Origin of the sequence: Pseudorhodoplanes sp., assembly GCF_050250235.1 — a bacterium.
Taxonomy (GTDB): domain Bacteria; phylum Pseudomonadota; class Alphaproteobacteria; order Rhizobiales; family Xanthobacteraceae; genus Pseudorhodoplanes.
On record NZ_JBFWPA010000021.1, the window covers coordinates 14057 to 31685 of the forward strand.

General features: G+C 62.5%; 15 protein-coding genes and 2 pseudogenes. 14 read left to right on the forward strand and 3 right to left on the reverse strand.

Going from position 1 to position 17629, the window contains the following annotated elements:
* Positions 1–18: 18 nt before the first annotated feature.
* The 7 genes and pseudogenes from AB7F49_RS11945 to AB7F49_RS11975 form a co-directional block, all read left to right on the forward strand.
* Entirely contained in the window at positions 19–2244 is a 2226-nt protein-coding gene (locus AB7F49_RS11945; RefSeq protein ID WP_428522539.1) for a DUF3141 domain-containing protein, read from the forward strand.
* Positions 2245–2265: 21 nt separating this feature from the next.
* Positions 2266–3234: a phosphate acetyltransferase gene (locus AB7F49_RS11950; RefSeq protein ID WP_428522541.1), complete on the forward strand. Its 969-nt coding sequence runs from the start codon at positions 2266–2268 to the stop codon at positions 3232–3234.
* A 9-nt stretch (positions 3235–3243) separates the two neighbouring features.
* Complete coding sequence (locus tag AB7F49_RS11955; protein ID WP_428522543.1) at positions 3244–4458, forward strand: acetate/propionate family kinase; 1215 nt, start codon at positions 3244–3246, stop codon at positions 4456–4458.
* Positions 4455–5240, forward strand: coding sequence for an enoyl-ACP reductase FabI (gene fabI / locus AB7F49_RS11960; RefSeq protein ID WP_428522545.1), 786 nt, complete (start codon positions 4455–4457; stop codon positions 5238–5240). The genes AB7F49_RS11955 and fabI overlap by 4 nt, the downstream gene beginning before the upstream one ends.
* Positions 5241–5269: 29 nt before the next feature.
* A complete protein-coding gene (locus AB7F49_RS11965) occupies positions 5270–5719 on the forward strand; it encodes a hypothetical protein (protein ID WP_428522547.1) in 450 nt (149 codons plus the stop codon).
* A 33-nt stretch (positions 5720–5752) separates the two neighbouring features.
* Positions 5753–6196, forward strand: coding sequence for a hypothetical protein (locus AB7F49_RS11970; RefSeq protein WP_428522549.1), 444 nt, complete (start codon positions 5753–5755; stop codon positions 6194–6196).
* Positions 6197–6250: 54 nt separating this feature from the next.
* A pseudogene (locus AB7F49_RS11975) lies at positions 6251–6334 on the forward strand (IS5/IS1182 family transposase); the annotation flags it as partial.
* A 194-nt stretch (positions 6335–6528) separates the two neighbouring features.
* Here AB7F49_RS11975 and AB7F49_RS11980 read toward each other — a convergent pair.
* From AB7F49_RS11980 to AB7F49_RS11990, 3 genes are read right to left on the reverse strand one after another with little or no spacing between them, the layout of a single operon-like run.
* Complete coding sequence (locus AB7F49_RS11980; protein ID WP_428522551.1) at positions 6529–7104, reverse strand: MarR family winged helix-turn-helix transcriptional regulator; 576 nt, start codon at positions 7102–7104, stop codon at positions 6529–6531.
* Entirely contained in the window at positions 7101–8303 is a 1203-nt protein-coding gene (locus tag AB7F49_RS11985; protein WP_428522552.1) for a Gfo/Idh/MocA family protein, read from the reverse strand. Before AB7F49_RS11985 ends, AB7F49_RS11980 begins: the two co-directional genes overlap by 4 nt.
* 5 nt (positions 8304–8308) lie before the next feature.
* Entirely contained in the window at positions 8309–9274 is a 966-nt protein-coding gene (locus AB7F49_RS11990; RefSeq protein ID WP_428522554.1) for a PDR/VanB family oxidoreductase, read from the reverse strand.
* A gap of 287 nt (positions 9275–9561) precedes the next feature.
* On the opposite strand from AB7F49_RS11990, the gene AB7F49_RS11995 reads away from it, so the two are divergent.
* The 7 genes and pseudogenes from AB7F49_RS11995 to AB7F49_RS12025 all read left to right on the forward strand — a co-directional run.
* Complete coding sequence (locus tag AB7F49_RS11995) at positions 9562–10869, forward strand: Rieske 2Fe-2S domain-containing protein (protein WP_428522556.1); 1308 nt, start codon at positions 9562–9564, stop codon at positions 10867–10869.
* Positions 10870–10941: 72 nt separating this feature from the next.
* Entirely contained in the window at positions 10942–11901 is a 960-nt protein-coding gene (locus AB7F49_RS12000) for an ABC transporter substrate-binding protein (protein ID WP_428522558.1), read from the forward strand.
* Between the two features lie 147 nt (positions 11902–12048).
* On the forward strand, positions 12049–13140 hold the full coding sequence (locus tag AB7F49_RS12005) for a lysylphosphatidylglycerol synthase domain-containing protein (protein ID WP_428522641.1): 1092 nt from the start codon (positions 12049–12051) through the stop codon (positions 13138–13140).
* Positions 13124–14440: an ATP-binding protein gene (locus AB7F49_RS12010; protein WP_428522560.1), complete on the forward strand. Its 1317-nt coding sequence runs from the start codon at positions 13124–13126 to the stop codon at positions 14438–14440. The genes AB7F49_RS12005 and AB7F49_RS12010 overlap by 17 nt, the downstream gene beginning before the upstream one ends.
* Positions 14441–14586: 146 nt before the next feature.
* Positions 14587–15642, forward strand: a complete 1056-nt coding sequence (locus AB7F49_RS12015; RefSeq protein WP_428522562.1) for a PstS family phosphate ABC transporter substrate-binding protein — start codon at positions 14587–14589, stop codon at positions 15640–15642.
* A gap of 102 nt (positions 15643–15744) precedes the next feature.
* Positions 15745–17112 (forward strand): phosphate ABC transporter permease subunit PstC, encoded by a 1368-nt coding sequence (gene pstC, locus AB7F49_RS12020; RefSeq protein WP_428522564.1) that lies wholly within the window; start codon positions 15745–15747, stop codon positions 17110–17112.
* Positions 17105–17590 (forward strand): annotated as a pseudogene (locus tag AB7F49_RS12025) (DUF3333 domain-containing protein); the annotation flags it as partial. The gene pstC and the pseudogene AB7F49_RS12025, both read left to right, overlap by 8 nt.
* Between the last annotated feature and the right edge of the window lie 39 nt (positions 17591–17629).

Sequence of the window (17629 nt, forward strand, 5' to 3'; positions counted from 1 at the left end):
CGTGGGAGGATGCACACCATGACGACCAGTCAGCCTTCGTCCGAACCGGTAAGCCTGCCGGCAATTGCGTGGTTTACCTCAGCGAGTGAATACGCCATCGACGCCGCACAACGATCGCTGTTGTTTCTCGATGTGATGCGGCAGCGGGGGAACGTCTTTCGCGAACATGCCGCAGAAGACGCTCCGCATGTCCTCGAGTTCAAATGCGAATTGGTGATGGACGGCCGCAAGCTTGACCGCCCTGTCAACTACGTGCTTGCCCGTATCGTGCCGTCCGACGATGTGCAGATCGGTCTGACGGCGCGTCCCTTCGTGATCGTCGATCCGCGAGCCGGGCACGGGCCGGGTATCGGCGGCTTCAAGGCCGACAGCGAGATCGGCATGGCGATGCGCGCCGGCCATCCTTGCTATTTCGTGGGCTTCTTGCCCGAGCCCATGCCGGGCCAGACCATTGCCGACGTCGCCCGCGCCGAGGCAGAATTTCTGGCCGAGGTTATCAAGCGCCACCCTCAGGCGGATGGCAAACCCTGTGTGATAGGCAACTGCCAGGCGGGGTGGGCGGTCATGATGCTTGCCGCACTGCGTCCGGAATTGTTCGGCCCCATCATTATAGCGGGCTCGCCATTGTCATACTGGGATGGTGTGCGCGGCCAATATCCGATGCGCTATTCCGGCGGATTGCTCGGCGGGAGCTGGCTGACCGCACTGACGAGCGACCTCGGCGGCGGCAAATTCGACGGCGCATATCTGGTCCAGAATTTCGAGAACCAGAATCCTGCAAACACACTGTGGACCAAGCAATACAATCTCTATTCCAAGATCGATACCGAGGCCGAGCGCTATCTCGGCTTCGAGCGCTGGTGGGGCGGCCACGTCAATCTGAACGCCGAAGAAATCCAGTTCATCGTCGACGAGCTCTTTATCGGTAACAACCTCGCGGCTGGCCGGATCAAGACGCCGGATGGCACGGCGGTGGATCTGCGCAGCATCCGCTCACCGATCGTGGTGTTCTGCTCCAAGGGCGACAATGTCACGCCGCCGTCACAAGCGCTGGGCTGGATCCTCGATCTTTACGATAGTGTCGATCAGATCCGCTCCTACGGCCAAACCATCGTCTATACCGTGCATGAGGATGCCGGCCATCTGGGCATCTTTGTCTCGGCGGGAATTGCACGCAAGCAATACAGCGAATTCTCCGACAATATCGATCTGATCGATACGCTGCCACCGGGCCTCTACGAGGCAACCTTCACGAAGCGGTCGGCAGATGCCAAGAATGCCGACCTTGTCAGTGGTGATTGGTTGATGCGCTGCGAGGCGCGTACCCTCGACGACATCCGCGCGCTTGGCGGTAATGACGGAGAGGATGAACGCCGCTTTGCAACCGCCGCGCGCGTCTCCGAGACCAATCTGGCGCTGTACCGGACTTATATGCAGCCGTTCGTAAAGGCGGTCGCCAACCCGGTGCTCGCCAACTGGATGCAGCAATTTCATCCGCTGCGCCTGCAATATGAACTGTTCTCTGATGCCAATCCGTTCATGGCGCCGGTCAAGGCCGCCGCCGAACGGGTCCGGTCCGAGCGCAAAGAGGCGTCCGCCGACAACCCCTTCCTTGCGATGCAGGAGAAGGTGTCGCAGCAGATCGTAACTGCACTCGATACGTGGCGCGAGACAGTCGAGCAGGCCGCCGAGCGCACATTCCTCACGATTTACGGTACACCCGCCTTGCAGGCAGCGTGCGGCGTCGATCCGCAGACAAGCCAGCGTTCTTTACGCAAGGCCGCGAAAAGTCCGCTTCATCAGCAGCTCGTTGGGAAGCGCATTGCGGAGCTCCGAGCAAAGATCGGCACGGGTGGCCTGCGCGAATGCATGGTTCGTGCTGCACTGTATATCGGCATGGCGCGAGGAGCAGCGGATGAGCGCGGCTTCGAGACCATCCGCAGGATCCGGCTCGCCACCACCGAAACTCAGAAGCTGACGTTGGCGCAGTTCAAGCAGTTGGTCCGCGAGCAATTCTCCATGCTGCTGATCGATGAGGAGGCCGCTCTTGCCGCCATCCCATCGCTGTTGCCGCCGGGAGCGGACGAGCGCAAGGCCGCGCTCGCCGCAGTTCAAGAGGTGGCGACCGCCAGCGGAGATCTTGCCGGGGAGGCGGCCAAACGCATGGAGCGCGTAGCCGGCCTGTTCGACGGCGGAAAGCCTCGGCTCGCACCAGTCGAAATGCGGACCCAAGCGAACTCATGAATCGTAGGTGTGAGACACGTTATGGCTGCTTCTGAAGTGGCGGTCCCGATGGCGAAGCCGCACGCCAAATACGAGCAACTGATCGCGCGCGCCAGGCAAGCGCCGGCATCCTCGACCATCGTGGTCCATCCGTGCGACGAGACCTCTTTGCGCGGACCCGTCGAGGCGGCGGAAGCCGGCATCATCACACCGGTCTTCGTCGGCCCCGCCGCGAAAATCGCAGCGGTTGCCAAGCAGCACAACATCGACATCGGCAAATACGAGATCGTCGACGTCGAGCACAGCGAAGTTGCCGCCGCCAGGGGCGTAGAGATGATCCGCGCCGGCAAAGGCGAACTCCTGATGAAGGGAAGCCTTCATACTGACGAACTGATGCGGGCCATCACGTCGTCCGCCACCGGGTTGCGGACCGCGCGCCGCATCAGTCACGTGTTCATCATGGACGTGCCGTCGCATGCCGACACCCTGATTGTCACCGATGCGGCGATCAATATTGCCCCCGATCTCGATGTGAAGCGCGATATCGTGCAGAACGCTATCGACCTTTTTCAGCAGATCGGGGAGGGGGCGCCCCGGGTTGCGATCCTGTCCGCGGTCGAGACCGTGACGACAAAAATCCCGTCGACCATAGACGCCGCGGCCCTGTGCAAGATGGCGGACCGTGGCCAGATCACCGGCGGAATCCTCGACGGGCCGCTGGCTTTCGATAACGCCATCGATCCGGACGCGGCGCGTATCAAGGGCATCAAGTCGGAGGTTGCCGGGCGCGCTCAAATACTGGTGGTGCCCAATCTCGAGGCTGGCAACATGCTGGCGAAAAATCTGATCTTCCTGTCGCATGCCGACGCCGCCGGTTTGGTGCTCGGAGCGCGCGTTCCCATCATCCTGACCTCGCGTGCGGATTCGGTCCGTACCCGGCTGGCTTCCTGCGCCATCGCATCGTTGTCCGCGGATGCGCGACGGCGCAGCACCGCACTTCCGGCCGCGTGAGCGCGAAAAATGGAAAAGATCCTCGTCGTCAACGCCGGTTCGTCGAGTGTCAAGTTCCGTGTCTATTCAGTCGAAGAACGTGCGACGCTACAGCAAGTGATCAGCGGGCAGATCGACGGCATCGGCGTGCGGCCAAGACTGAAGGCCAGCGGTACTGGTGACGAGAAGCTGATCGACCGGAGTTATGACCCTAACGAGATTCCCGACGTCGCATCCGCCATGCGCGTTGCTGGTGCCTGGCTACGGGACGTACAGCATGTGACATTCACCTCTATTGGCCACCGGGTGGTGCATGGCGGACCGAATTTCGACCGGCCGATCTGCGTGGACGAGGCCGTCCTCGCCGATCTCGAACGCTATGTCCCGCTTGCGCCGCTACATCAGCCGAACAATCTGGCGCCGATCCGCATCCTGCTGGAACGCTTTCCCGACATGCCTCAGGTTGCCTGCTTCGATACCGCGTTCCATCGTGGCCACAGCGATGTCGCGGATCGCTATGCAATTCCGGACAAGCTCTATGCCGAAGGGGTGCGCCGCTACGGCTTTCACGGCCTGTCCTATGAATACGTCGCCGAGCGCATGCGCGAACTGATGCCGGACCGAGCCGGGGGCCGGATTATCGTCGCGCATCTCGGCAGCGGCGCATCGATGTGCGCGATACAAAATGGTCGCAGCGTTGAGAGCACGATGGGTTTCACCGCTCTCGACGGGCTGCCGATGGGAACCCGGCCAGGCCAGATCGACCCCGGGGTCGTGCTCTATCTCCTCAGCGAGAAAGGGATGAGCCCGGCTGCCGTGCAGGACTTTCTCTATAAGGAATGTGGGCTGAAAGGGTTGTCCGGTATCAGCAACGATGTCCGCGACCTGCTTCAAAGCAGCGAGCCCGGTCCGGCGTTGGCGCTCGATCATTTTGTCTACCGGATCGGGCTTTATACCGGTTACCTCGCCGCATCGCTCAATGGGCTCGACAGCTTCGTGTTCACCGCCGGGATCGGCGAGCGGTCGGCGCAGATGCGCGCGCGGATCGGTGAAAAGCTCGGCTGGCTCGGCGCCAATATCGATCCCGAAGCGAATGGGGAAAATGCGCTTCGCATCTCGCATCCCAGCAGCCGTCTCGGCGTCTACGTCATTCCGACCAATGAGGAACTGATGATCGCGAAGCATACGCTTGCGGTCCTGTCGGCGGCCGGTAGCGACGATGCCGTGCACAGGAGGACGGCGTGAGTATTCCCAAGGCTAAGGCACCACTTCTGGAAGGAAAGAAGGGTCTGATCGTTGGCATAGCAAACGATCAGTCCATCGCGTGGGGTTGCGCGCGCGCATTTCGTGCGCTCGGCGCCGAGGTCGCCATCACCTACCTGAACGAGAAGGCCAAGCGCTTTGTCGAGCCGCTCGCAAAGGAATTGGAAGCGCCGATCTTCATGCCGCTCGACGTAATGGTCGAAGGACAGACAGAGGCGGTATTCAAGCAAATCGAGGCGCAATGGGGCGGAATGGATTATTTGATCCATTCGATTGCTTTTTCCCCCAAGGGTGCTCTGCATGGCCGCGTGATCGACGTCTCGAAAGAAGGCTTTCTCGCCACCATGGATGTGTCGTGCTGGTCGTTCTTGCGGATGGCCCATCTTGCAGAGCCCTTGATGAAAAACGGCGGCAGCATGTTCGCGATGACCTATTATGGCAGCGAGCGCGTGGTGAAAAACTATAACATCATGGGCGTAGCGAAGGCGGCGCTTGAGGCGTCCGTGCGCTACCTCGCCGCCGAACTCGGCCCGAAGGGCATCCGCGTGCACGCCATTTCGCCCGGCCCGCTCGCAACGCGGGCAGCGTCCGGCATCCCTGAGTTTGACGAACTGCTGGAAAAAGCCAAGGAAAAAGCACCAGCGCGCAGCTTGGTCAGTATCGATGATGTCGGCGTCGCCACGGCATTTCTTGCGCACGATGCAGCGAGGCTGATTACCGGCCAGACGCTTTACGTCGATGGCGGGTATCATATCATCGACTAAAGCAAATCTTGAAAGTGTTGGAGACGACAATGGCTGGTATCGACGACATCCTTCCCAACGCCAGGGATAACCTTCGTAAGGCGGCGGAAATGGAAGCGCAGAAAGCCGCCGAATACATGAAGAAGCGGCAGGCAGCCGAAGCAGAGAAGAAAGAGCTGCTCGACAGGCTCAGCAAGCCGTCTGGCGTCAGCGATGAAGAGCGAATGAAGCGAGCGGCCGCCATCATCAACCGTGCGGTCGCCAACGGCCTGACCGAAGTAGAGATCGCGCGATTTTCCAACAAGTTGTTCACAGACAAAGGCCGCGCCATCAATCAAATGGAGGCGGGTTGGGAAGAGACGCTAACCGGTCTGCCGAAAGAGCTTTACGAATTTTGGAAAAAGCATCTCGAACCGCGCGGCTATCACATCAAGTTTCAAATTGCCGATTGGCCGGACGGCATGCCGGGCGATGTCAGCATGACACTGATGTGGCGATAGCAACGTCGAAAAATATCTGGGAGGGGTGATATCATGAATCGTCGAACGGTGGTTTTCTCTGCAACCTTGGCAGTTCTTTCAGTGATTGCCGCTGGCTGGGCGTCGGCAGCCAAGGCCCAGAGCCAAACGGGAACGGTCAACCTCAATGTTACCCGGGCCGGGTTCATTGTCGGAATTGGCGGAGGATCGGGCACACTGAATTTCAGGGGCAGGACCTATCGGCTGGCTCTCGGTGGTATCAGCGCCGGAACCATCGGTGTATCCGGTGCGCAACTTGTCGGCACGGCGGAAAACCTGCGGAGCGTCTCCGACATCGCCGGCACCTATACGGCCGTTTCGGCGGGTCTCGCCGTGGCGGGCGGCGCGCGGTCGGCCGTCCTGCAGAATGCCAGAGGCGTCATCCTGCGAGTGCGCGGCCAGCAAGTCGGCTTCGAGGCGTCGCTCAGTCTGAGCGGACTGACGATCAGGCTGCAATGAATAGCGCGCAGTCGCGGGAGCGAGCGTTCGGACGCAAAGCTGGTCAACAACGACATCGGCCGCTCTCGTGGCGGACTGAGCACAAAGATCAATGCCGCCGTCGATGAAAAAGGCGCACCGCCAGCGATTTCATTGTCCGGACCGGACACATGGGTCACAGGCCGTACCCAAGACATGGGTGACAAGCTCGTGCCGAGCCGGTTGAGAGGAGTTTCTTGATGCGTTCTGGCGCTCGGCGCGCGGTTGCATGGGTTCAACAGCAGCCGGCGCTCGGGTCACGCGGGATCGGAGGGCTTCGTGAGGGCCATTGTGTTTCTGTGCCCCCCGCCGGGTCAGGCTCCTCCACGCTTGCGTTTTGAACCGGCTGCGACCCGCGAGGCCAGTTCTCGCGTCGAGGGAATCCGCCGCCCCGGATCGGCCGACACCGCTTCGTCACGTGCAAGATTCTCGATGATGGCGAGCAAGGTCTGCCGGGCGGCCACGATGTGCTCCCCGGGCACGCCGGCGACGGCGACGCGGTTGACGTCCTCCGCGAGCGGCACGAGCTTGTCCCGCAAAAGCCGCCCTTTCGGCGTGAGAAAGACATAGACCTTCCTGCGATTGCCCGGCATCTGCCGCCGCGCGATATAGCCAAGCCGCTCCATGGCGTTGAGCGCCGAGAAGGTCGTGGGCTCCATCAGGCCGGCTTCTTCGCTTAATTCGCGCTGCGTGAGGCCATCCTTTTCCCACAGGATGCGCAGGAAGGTCCAATGGCCGAGCGACACGCCATGCGCGGTCAGGCGCATCTGCAATGCTCGTAGAAGTGCCCGCGTAGCGTCCTTGACGAGGTGCGCAAGACGATCGTCGGGCACAGCCTCGCGCCAATGCTTCAGGATGTTCTCGGTGCCGCCGCGCTTGCGTTCGTTCATCGGAGCGCTCCGCGCAGTCCGACCTGATGGCGCAGCATGATCTCGGCCTGCGCCTGCGACGAGTCGCGGATCGCCAGGCAGACCTCCAGCGTCGCGCAGGACCATTCGCCGTCATGCAGCGGAGGCCTGCCCTCCACCACCGCCGCATAGAATTCGTCGATCACTTCGGCGCGCGGAATCGGCGGCACCGCGACCTTATCGAGACGAGCCGCCTCGTCGTCGTAGATCATCACGCCATCGGGCACCGGGCGCAGATCGGCGTGCTCGCACGACACGATGACCGATCCGAAATGCTGGTGCCGACGATCGGCCGGAGCGGCCGGCGATGGCGCATAGCCGCTGCCGCCATAATTGCGCGCCGCCTTCAGCGCGGCCTCCTCATCGGAATTGCGCGCCGCCCGCAGAGCCCTGCGCATGGCCCCGTAACGCGCCGGGTCCTTCGGCAATCCCATCTCGCCGATGAATCCCAGGAATTCGTCGGAATCGAAATGCGCGTAGCCGCTATAGGTGCAGGACGCGACCACCTCGTCGGCAAATGTCAGCAGGGCGGAATAGGCGCCCTCGGTCGGCCGCCGCGCATCCCAGTTCGCAGTCATCGCCCGCACGCTTCGCACGCGGCCGCCGCCCAGCAGGCGCACGATGTCGATCTGGTGCGCGCCCTGGCTGAAAATGACGCCGCCGCCCTGCGCGGTGTCGAGTTCCTCCGGCCGGCGCGGGCGCACCATGTAGTCGGTGTAGTTGAAGGCATGGATCATGCGTACGGCGCCAAGGACGCCGCTGTCGATCAGCTTTCGCGCATGCAGGACCGGTGCATCGAAGCTGTGACTGTGTCCGACGACAAGCTGAACGCCGGCGCTCCGCGCGGCGTCGATCATCGTCCGGCATTCATCGATCCGGATCGCGATCGGCTTTTCTACCAGCACATGTTTGCCGCGTGCGGTTGCGCTGACCACGTGAGCGGCGTGCATCTGATGCGGCGTCGCGACATAGACTGCCTCGACCGCCGGATCGTCGCACATGGCCTCGACCGAGTCATAGGTCGCGGCGTCGAAGTCGGCTGCGAACCGCTGGCGCGCTTCCGGCCGCAGGTCGGTCGCCGCGACCAGCGCGATCCGCGGGTCGGCCGCAAAGGTCGGCAGCATCAGCGTGAAGGCACGGCCGAGCCCTGCAATTCCGAGACGGATGGGGCGTCCGGCCATGCGCGCTACCGATCGATCACGAGTTCCGGTGTTTTCGCGCGCGATACGCAGATCATGATCTGGCTGCTGCGTTCGGCCTCCGTCAGCACGAGATCGCGGTGGTCGGCTTCGCCGGCAATCAGCCTGGTGCGGCAGGTGCCGCAGGTGCCGCTCTCGCAGGAGCTCGGTACGTCGTAGCCGGCGGCGCGCATGGCTTCGAGAATGGTCGTGCCGGCCGGCACATCGATGGTCGCGCCGCTTGACGCAAGCCTGACCTTGAATGGCGTATCGTCTGGCCGTCTTGCATCGGCTTCGCTGAAAGCCTCGAAATGAATCGATGTCGGCGTCCAGTGGCCGGTGGCGTCGCGGACCGCTTCCATCAACCCTCGCGGACCGCAGCAATAGATATGTTCGCGGTTCTTGCGTTCCTCCACGATCGGCCAGAGATCGAGCGCTTTCGACGGATCGCCGCCGTCATAATGAATGACGACCCTGCCCATGTGCTCCGGCGCGCTCAGTTCCTCCCGAAACGCGGTCATCTCTGGCGTGCGCGAGCAGTAATAGAGCCTGAATTTCTTGGTCGGGTCGTTCTTCAACGCGTGGATCATTGCGATGAATGGCGTGATGCCGATGCCGCCGGCGATGAAGATGAAATTGTCGCCGCGCTGCGGCAACGCAAAGGCATTGTCCGGCGCCGAGATCATCCACTCGTCGCCTTCCCTGGTGTTGTCGATGAGATAGATCGAGCCGCCGCGACCATTGTCCTCGCGCTTGACGGCGATGCAGTAGTGATCGCGCGCCGCCGGGTCGCTGCACAGCGAATATTTCCGCATCAGGCCGTTCGGGACTCGCAGGTTGATGTGGGAGCCGGCGGTAAAGGCCGGCAGGTCGCCGCCGTCCGGACGGCGCATCTCGTAAAGATGGATGCCGTCGGCGATTTTTTCGGCACGGGTAACGCGGACCGGGATGTCAGCTTGCGGGATCGAACTCATGGCCGGATGACTTGTTGAAGGGGCTGCAGCTTTGGTCGCAAATTCTGGTGCGGCGCACAATCGCGGCGTCGCGCCGCCTCAAGGACCACTAGCAAGTATTGGATTCGAGTGGAGCTTTGGATTTGACATTCGCCTGTTGAGCCTGGGTCGGGCAGGTGGCGAATGTCAAATCCGCTCCACTCGACAATAGGCTGGAATGACTATAGGATAAAAACTTAGAGGGCTAATATTTTCTCCGGGGCCAACCCGGTCCATGGTCCTTAAAGCGACGCCTGGGAGGCAAGCCGATGATGACCGCAGAGGAAAACGACCTGCTGTGTCGCGTCGAAGGCGATGCGCCGATGGGTCAGATCATGCGACGCCACTGGATGCCGGCCTGCCTGATCGAGGAGGTGGCCGAGCCGGACGGCGCGCCGCTGAAGGTCAGATTGCTCGGCGAGGATCTCGTGGTGTTCCGCGACAGCGACGGGCGGCTTGGAATCATCGACGAATATTGTCCGCATCGACGGGTATCGCTGGCATTCGGCCGCAACGAGGAATGCGGACTGCGTTGCCTCTACCACGGCTGGAAGATGGACGTGGACGGCAATGTGGTCGAGATGGCGTCCGAGCCGCCCGAGAGCGGCTTCGCGGAGAAGGTGAAGGTCAAGGCCTATCCGGCGCGCGAGTGGGGCGGCTTCGTGTGGACCTATATGGGACCGGCCGAAACGATGCCCGAGTTCGAGCCGCCGGCCTTTGCGCCAACGCAGAATGCCCAGGTTTCCATCGTGAAGATCCATGTCGGCTGCAACTGGGCGCAAATTCTCGAAGGCCAGATCGATTCGGCGCATTCATCAACCCTGCATTCATCCGATATGAAACCTGCCAAGGTGGATGCGGCGAAAGCCGTCGAGACACACTGGCTGCGGCCTTCGACCGACAAGGCGCCCCGACTGCAGGTCGAACGCACGAGCTTCGGCTTCCACTATGCGGCCATCCGCCGTCCGATCGCCAACGCCAATGTGAACGACTATGTGCGGGTGACGGTGTATGTGGCCCCATTCACCGCGCTGATTCCGCCGAACAACGAATACAATGTGGCGACATTGCTGGTGCCGGCGGATGACGAGAACACCGTGTTTCATTTCATCGCCTGGAGCGACCAGGACGCCGCCTGGGCGAACAAGAGCGGGATCGATCAGGAAGTGTGGCGCAAGTTCAATGTCGCGCAGCCCGGCATCGACCTCGATCGCAGCTTCAACAACCTGCGGACCCGCGCCAACCATTACCAGCAGGATCGCAACGCCATGCGGCTCGGTGACTTCACCGGCATCAAGGGCATTCCCAATCAGGATATCGCGATGTGGGAGACCATGGGGCCGATTGCGGACCGCACCAGGGAGCGGCTCGGTGCGAGCGATCTCGCGGTGGTGGAATTCCGCAACCTGATGGTCGATGCAGCGCGCCAGATGCGCGACACCGGGATCGCCATCGGCCGGACCTCTCCCCACATCCCGCAAAACAGGATTCGCTCGTTCGAGGGTATCGTGCCGAAGTCGACAAACTGGCGCAGCTTCACGGTACCGTCCGACCAGGATCAGGAGAAGGTTGCCTGACACGGTAACAACGGATTGAATGATCACATACGACGTCTCGACAAGAAGACGCATCACGCAGGGAGGAAGTGAATGAAACGACGGACGTTTGGTCCGCTGCTTGGGCTTGTTGCCGCCGGCATTCTGCTCGGCTCGCAGCCGTCGCTTGCGCAGGACAAGCTGAAGCTTGCGGTCGGACAGCGCGGCAACTGGGACACCTCCGTTTCCGAGGTCGGCCAGCGCGCGGGCATTTTCAAGAAGCACGGGCTCGAGCTCGACCTCGTCTACACCCAGGGTGCCGGCGAAACACAGCAGGCCGTCATTTCCGGGAGCGTCGACATTGGCGTTGCTGTCGGAATTATGGGCGTCCTGAGCGCTTATTCAAAGGGCGCGCCGGTGCGGGTGATCGGGGCCGAGACGACCGGAGCATCGGACCTTTACTGGTACGTGAAATCGGATTCGCCCATCAAGTCCCTGAAGGATACTGCCGGAAAGACCCTGGCCTATTCGACCAACGGGTCCTCGACCCACGGCATCGTCACTGCCTTCATGAAGCAATATGGTCTGACCGCAAAGCCGACCGGCACCGGCGGCCCTCCCGGCACGCTGACGCAGGTCATGTCAGGACAGATCGACGTCGGCTGGGCGGCACCCCCGTTCGGACTCGACCAGCTCGATCAGAAGCAGATACGCATCGTGGCCAGCGGCAACGACGCTTCGGCCTTCAAGGGCCAGACGGTTCGTCTGCTGATGACGACGGCGCCGGTATTGCAGGCGAAGAAGGACGCCATCACCCGGTATATGAAGGCATATCGTGAGACGATCGACTTCATGTATACGGATGCCGGGCTGAAGGTCTACGCCGACTGGCTGAAAATCCCCGAGGCCAAGGCGCGCCGCACCCGCGACGACTTCTTCCCCAAGGAGGCGATCAATCCGGACCGCATCATCGGGCTCGATACGGTCGTCAAGGATGCGGTGGCACTCAAATTCACCGCCAACGAACTGACCAAGGAACAACTGAACGAACTGATCCAGATCCCGCCGCGCTAGCACCGGGTCGGGATTAGCGGCCATTTGCGGGCGGTCAAGCCCCGCGAGTGGCCGCTTTTTGCCGCCTTTGCTTGGCTCCCCGAACTTCTGCTAGTACCTCGCCCGGTTCGGCAAGAAATCCAGATGCGCCGGACCAGCGGGGTTCGAATGCTCGAAATGCTGCGCGCGATTGCGCGTTTCGTCAGTGAAAAGGTCGGATGGCACCGGATCGGATTCGCGATCAGCGTCATCATTATCGCCGTGGCCGCAGTGGTTCTCTACCGCATGCTGCGCGGGATCGAAATCGACGAAGTATATGCCGCCATTCGCGCGACCTCGGGCCGCGACATCATTCTGGCTGCCTTGTTCGTCGCTTTCGGCTACTTCACCCTGACTTTCTACGACTTGTTCGCGCTGCGGACCATTGGCCGCAATGATGTGTCGTATCCCACCGCGGCGCTCGCGGGATTCACCAGCTATTCGGTCGGACACAATGTCGGCGCCAGCGCGTTCACCGGCGGGGCCGTGCGTTACCGCATCTATTCGGCCCATGGCGTAAGCGCGATCGAGGTCGCCAAGATATGCTTCATTGCGGGCCTGACCTTCTGGCTCGGCAACGCCACCGTGCTGGGTCTCGGAATTTTCTATGCGCCCGAAGCGGCGAGCGCGATCAATCACCTGCCGGAATGGTTCAACCGCGGGCTCGCGGGCATCACGATCATCGTACTGATTGCCTATGTGGCATGGGTCTGGGCCCGTCCGCGGGTCATCGGCCGCCATGGCTGGCAGGTCACCTTGCCGGGCGGACCGCTCACTTTTCTGCAGATCGTGATCGGTATCGTCGATCTCGGCTGCTGCGCGGCGGCAATGTATCTGCTGCTTCCTGAACAGCCGCACATCAATTTCATCATGCTTGCGGTGATCTTCGTTTCCGCGACGCTGCTTGGCTTTGCCAGCCATTCGCCGGGCGGGCTCGGCGTATTCGACGCCGCGATGCTGGTCGCGCTCTGGCAGTTCGACAAGGAAGAATTGCTGGCCAGCCTGCTTCTGTTCAGGCTGCTTTATTATGTCCTTCCGTTCGCGTTCGCGCTTGCGATACTGGGCGCGCGCGAGATCATCAAGGGCATGTTCTCAAACCGCGTTCCGCCGCTCGGATCGATCGCGTCCGATGTCTTCGTGCCCCCCGCGAGCGAGCGCGTGGCCACCGGCAGCGATACCCGCTCCCAGAAAGCCTCAAAGGCCGATGGATCGAACCGGTGAACAGCAACGGGTGGCCGCAAAGCCCGCACGTGCCGGCGGTTATGATGCGTGGTTCATGGCCGCGATCGCGGTCGCGACGATCGCGGTTGCGGTCTCGCGCGGCGGCCTGAGCGCGGCGGCCGGCCTTTCCGCTGCCGCCGTGGTGATCGCCGCGGCCTGGTATTTCAGCCGGCGCGCGCGTGCGCATGTGGAGATCAGGCAGGATGCGCCGGCCCCCGATCAGCGCGCCGAAACGCTCATCTCCGACGTGATCGCGGCGCTGCCGGATCCCACGGTTCTGCTGGATGCCGACGGCCGGATCGTCACCATGAATGCATCCGCAAGCACGATCGCGCCCGCCCTGCGGCGCGGGGAGCCGGCATCGCTTGCGCTGCGCATCCCCGAAGTCATCGACGCCATCCGCCGTGCCGCGCTTGGGCGCAAGCCCGAGCGGGCGGAGTTTGCAGAACGGGTGCCATCCGAGCGCTGGTTCGAGGCCTTCGTCACCCCGCTGCGGGCCGATGGTGGGAACGGGACCCGGCCGCGCCTGCTTCTCACGTTCCACGATCTCACCCCGATCCGGCGCGTCGAGGAGATGCGGGTCGATTTCGTGGCCAATGCGAGCCACGAACTGCGCACGCCGCTCGCGGCATTGTCCGGCTTCATCGAAACGCTGAAGGGGCCGGCGCGAAACGACACCGCCGCCCGCGAGCGCTTCCTCGACATCATGGAGGCGCAGGCCAAGCGCATGGCGCGGCTGATCGACGATCTGCTGTCGCTGTCGCGCATCGAACTTGCCGCGCATGTGCGGCCCGAAACACCGGTCGAATTGCTGCCGATCGTGCGCCAGGTGATCGACGCGCTGCAGATGCTGGCGCGCGACCGCGGCGTCACCGTCACCATCGATGCACCGAAGGAGCCGCTGATCGTGTCGGGGAACCGCGACGAGCTCACCCGCGTATTCGAAAATCTGGTGGAAAACGCGCTGAAATACGGCGCGTCGGGCAAGCGGGTCGAGATCACGCTGTCGCGCGCCTTTGCGGTCAGCGGCGGCGAGGAGGCGGTGGCGGCGGTACGCGATTACGGGCCCGGGATTTCGGCGGAGCATCTGCCGCGGCTCACCGAGCGCTTCTACCGGGTCGATGTCACCGAAAGCCGCGAGCAGGGCGGCACCGGTCTCGGCCTGGCGCTGGTCAAGCATATCATGAACCGCCATCGCGGCCGGCTGTCGATCGAGAGCCGTCCGGGCGAGGGCGCGACTTTTACCGTCCGCCTGCCGGTGTCCACAGGCGCCGGTCCGGGTCAGCGGAAAAGCGGCTGACGGATCAGCGGCTTGGGCTGTCATCTGGCTGTCATCCAGACGTCATAGAAGCTACCGCATGTCACCCCTAGTGAGCGGGGTGACCGGACGGGCTCCCCCAGGATTTGCCCCCGCGACCGTCCGGCATGCAACGAAGGAGAGAGACCTTGAAACACCAAACCCTCGCTGGCGCATTCGCGCTTGTGACGGCCGGCGCGCTGTTTGCCGGCGCCGCCGAAGCCCGCGACCAGATCCGCATCGTCGGCTCGTCGACCGTCTATCCGTTCACCACCGCCGTTGCCGAGCAACTTGGCAAGACCGGCGGCGTCAAGACCCCGGTGGTCGAATCGACCGGCACCGGCGGCGGCATGAAGCTGTTCTGCGCCGGGGTCGGCGTCGAGCATCCGGACGCCACCAATGCCTCGCGCCGCATGAAGAAGAGCGAGCTCGAAATGTGCCAGAAGAACGGCGTCAAGGACGTCGTCGAGATCAATATCGGCTTCGACGGTCTCACCGTTGCCCAGTCGAAGCAGGGCGCGCCGATCAAGCTGTCGCTGCCGCAACTGCTGATGGCGGTTGCCAAGGAAGTCCCGGGCCCGGATGGCAAGCTGATCCCGAACCCGAACAAGATGTGGTCGGACATCGACAAGTCGCTGCCGAACACCAAGATCGAAGTGCTCGGCCCGCCCCCGACCTCCGGCACCCGCGATTCGTTCCACGAACTGCTGCTGGAGAAGGGCGCCGAGCAGATCCCGGCTCTTGCTGCCCTGAAGAAGTCGGATGCGAAAGCCTTCGATCGCGTGTGGAAGACCCTGCGTGAAGACGGCGCCTATGTCGAAGCCGGCGAAAACGACAACGTGATCGTCGCCAAGCTCGAGCAGAACAAGAATGCGTTCGGCGTATTTGGATTCTCGTTCCTCGAGGAAAATTCGGCCAAGCTGCGCGGCGTGCCGCTGAACGGCGTAGCGCCGGAATTCGACGCCATCACCGGCGGCAAGTATCCCGGCGCCCGCCGTATGTATGTTTATATCAAGAAGGCGCATGTCGGCGTCGTGCCCGGCATCGACAAGTTCGCTGCGGAATATGTGTCGCCGAAGGCGCTGGGCGAGGACGGCTACCTCGCCAAGAAGGGTCTCGTGACCCTGCCGAAGGCGGAAGCCGACGTGGTGCGCAAGTCCATCACCGACATGAAGCCGGTCGCTGCTGACGCGCTTGGCTCATAAGCCACAACAATCCACAGCGGGCAGTCCCAGTGGCTGCCCGCTCTACCGTCAAGCGGCCGCGAGAAGTCCGCAATTCCGTGTTTTTGCTGAGGGGTTGAGGCGATGACGTCGTGGTATTTTCTGGGCCTCGTACTGCTGGTCATCGTCGGCTATCTGTTCGGTCGTTCGCGCGCCAACGCAGCCGGTCAGTCCGAAGCGCTGCATTCGCGCCCGGCCTATCATGGCTCCTTCGTCGTCATCAGCATCCTCCTCCCGATGCTGCTGATCTTCGCGGTGGCGGTTCCGATCTCGGATCGCATCGTGAATACCCAGGCGATATCGGCGCTCGATCCCGCATTGCTCGATGACGATCTGAAGCGCGGCGCAGCCCTGCGCGACATCGTCGCCGTCGCAACCGGCCGCTATTCCGGTGAGCCCAGTGTGGCGCTGAAGAACGCCGCTGACGTCTACGCCTCGCTCCGGTCGTGGACCAATACCATCATTATCGGCGCCGGCTGGATTTTTGGCCTTCTTGGGCTTGCCTACGGACTGCGCATGCTGTCGGTCCAGTTCCGCGCCCGCAATCATGTCGAGACCGTTGTCAAATACGTGCTTCTCGCAGCCGCCTGCGTCGCTGTGCTGACCACGGTCGGCATCGTCTTCTCGGTCCTGTTTGAGACCGTACGGTTCTTCCAGAAGGTCTCACCGCTCGATTTCATCTTCGGGACGCAGTGGAGCCCGCAAACCGCGATCCGTGCCGATCAGGTCGGTTCCTCCGGCGCCTTTGGCATCATCCCGCTGGTCACCGGCACGCTGCTGATCACTTTTATCGCCATGCTGATTGCCGGACCGATCGGTCTGTTCGCCGCCATCTACATGGCGGAATATGCGACGCCGCGTTTCCGCGCCTGGGCCAAGCCTCTCCTGGAAATCCTGGCCGGCATCCCAACCGTGGTGCTGGGCTTCTTCGCCGCGCTCAGCCTCGCTCCCTGGGTGCGAGCAACGGGTGAAGCGGTAGGCCTCAATGTCGCGTCCGAAAGCGCGCTCGCTGCGGGCATGGTGATGGGAATGATGATCATCCCGTTCGTGTCGTCGCTGTCGGACGACGTGATCAACGCGGTGCCGCAGTCGCTGCGCGACGGCTCCTACGGTATGGGCGCGACAAAATCGGAAACCATCAAGAAGGTCGTGCTGCCGGCGGCCCTGCCGGGCATCGTCTCGGCGTTCATGCTCGCGATCAGCCGAGCGGTAGGCGAGACCATGATCGTGGTGATGGCCGCGGGGCTTGCCGCCAATCTCACCTTCAACCCGCTCGAAGCGGTCACCACCTTCACGGTGCAGATCAAGACCATTCTGGTCGGCGACCAGGAATTCGAGAGTGCCAAGACGTTGGCCGCCTTCGCGCTCGGCTTTGTCCTGTTCTTCTTCACGCTGACGCTCAACGTCATCGCGATGCAGATCGTGAAACGGTATCGGGAACAATATGACTGACACCACCCTTCCGGGCGTCCGCTCGATCGATCTTGGCACTGACGTCGCGCGGGCGCGGATCAAGGCTCGCTATCGCGCGGAAAGCCGTTTCCGGTTCTACGGCCTCGCGGCGATCGGGGTTACCGCTCTGTTTCTGGTTGTCGTTCTGACCGACATCGTGCTCAAGGGCTATCCCGCCTTCACGCAAAACGTGATGGTGCTGAACATTGCGGTCGATCCGGTGGAGGTTGATCCAAAGGGGTCGCGCAATCCGGATGACATCAGGGCCGGCGACTTCGATGCCCTGGTGCGCAACTGGCTGCGCGCAGAGTTTCCGGGTGCGAAGGATCGTATCCAGCGCCGCCAACTCGACGGGCTTTTGTCGTCTGGTGCGGCGGATTATCTGCGTGAACGGGTGGTCGCTGATCCCTCGCTGATCGGTCAGACGGTTGCCGTTCCGGTGCTGATGTCGTCGGACGCCGACCTCTACTTCAAGGGAATCGGGACCCGCATTGTCAGAACGCCCGGACTCGGAATG

What these genes read in the sequence shown, in the direction of transcription:
- AB7F49_RS12000 (WP_428522558.1), top strand. Translation starts at nt 10,942, where the DNA reads ATGAAACGACGGACGTTTGGTCCGCTGCTTGGGCTTGTTGCCGCCGGC.
- pstC (WP_428522564.1), top strand. Translation starts at nt 15,745, where the DNA reads ATGACGTCGTGGTATTTTCTGGGCCTCGTACTGCTGGTCATCGTCGGC.
- AB7F49_RS11945 (WP_428522539.1), top strand. Translation starts at nt 19, where the DNA reads ATGACGACCAGTCAGCCTTCGTCCGAACCGGTAAGCCTGCCGGCAATT.
- AB7F49_RS11965 (WP_428522547.1), top strand. Translation starts at nt 5,270, where the DNA reads ATGGCTGGTATCGACGACATCCTTCCCAACGCCAGGGATAACCTTCGT.
- AB7F49_RS11995 (WP_428522556.1), top strand. Translation starts at nt 9,562, where the DNA reads ATGATGACCGCAGAGGAAAACGACCTGCTGTGTCGCGTCGAAGGCGAT.
- AB7F49_RS12005 (WP_428522641.1), top strand. Translation starts at nt 12,049, where the DNA reads ATGCTCGAAATGCTGCGCGCGATTGCGCGTTTCGTCAGTGAAAAGGTC.
- AB7F49_RS11980 (WP_428522551.1), bottom strand. Translation starts at nt 7,104, where the DNA reads ATGAACGAACGCAAGCGCGGCGGCACCGAGAACATCCTGAAGCATTGG.
- AB7F49_RS11985 (WP_428522552.1), bottom strand. Translation starts at nt 8,303, where the DNA reads ATGGCCGGACGCCCCATCCGTCTCGGAATTGCAGGGCTCGGCCGTGCC.
- AB7F49_RS11970 (WP_428522549.1), top strand. Translation starts at nt 5,753, where the DNA reads ATGAATCGTCGAACGGTGGTTTTCTCTGCAACCTTGGCAGTTCTTTCA.
- AB7F49_RS12010 (WP_428522560.1), top strand. Translation starts at nt 13,124, where the DNA reads ATGGATCGAACCGGTGAACAGCAACGGGTGGCCGCAAAGCCCGCACGT.
- AB7F49_RS11950 (WP_428522541.1), top strand. Translation starts at nt 2,266, where the DNA reads ATGGCTGCTTCTGAAGTGGCGGTCCCGATGGCGAAGCCGCACGCCAAA.
- AB7F49_RS11990 (WP_428522554.1), bottom strand. Translation starts at nt 9,274, where the DNA reads ATGAGTTCGATCCCGCAAGCTGACATCCCGGTCCGCGTTACCCGTGCC.
- AB7F49_RS11955 (WP_428522543.1), top strand. Translation starts at nt 3,244, where the DNA reads ATGGAAAAGATCCTCGTCGTCAACGCCGGTTCGTCGAGTGTCAAGTTC.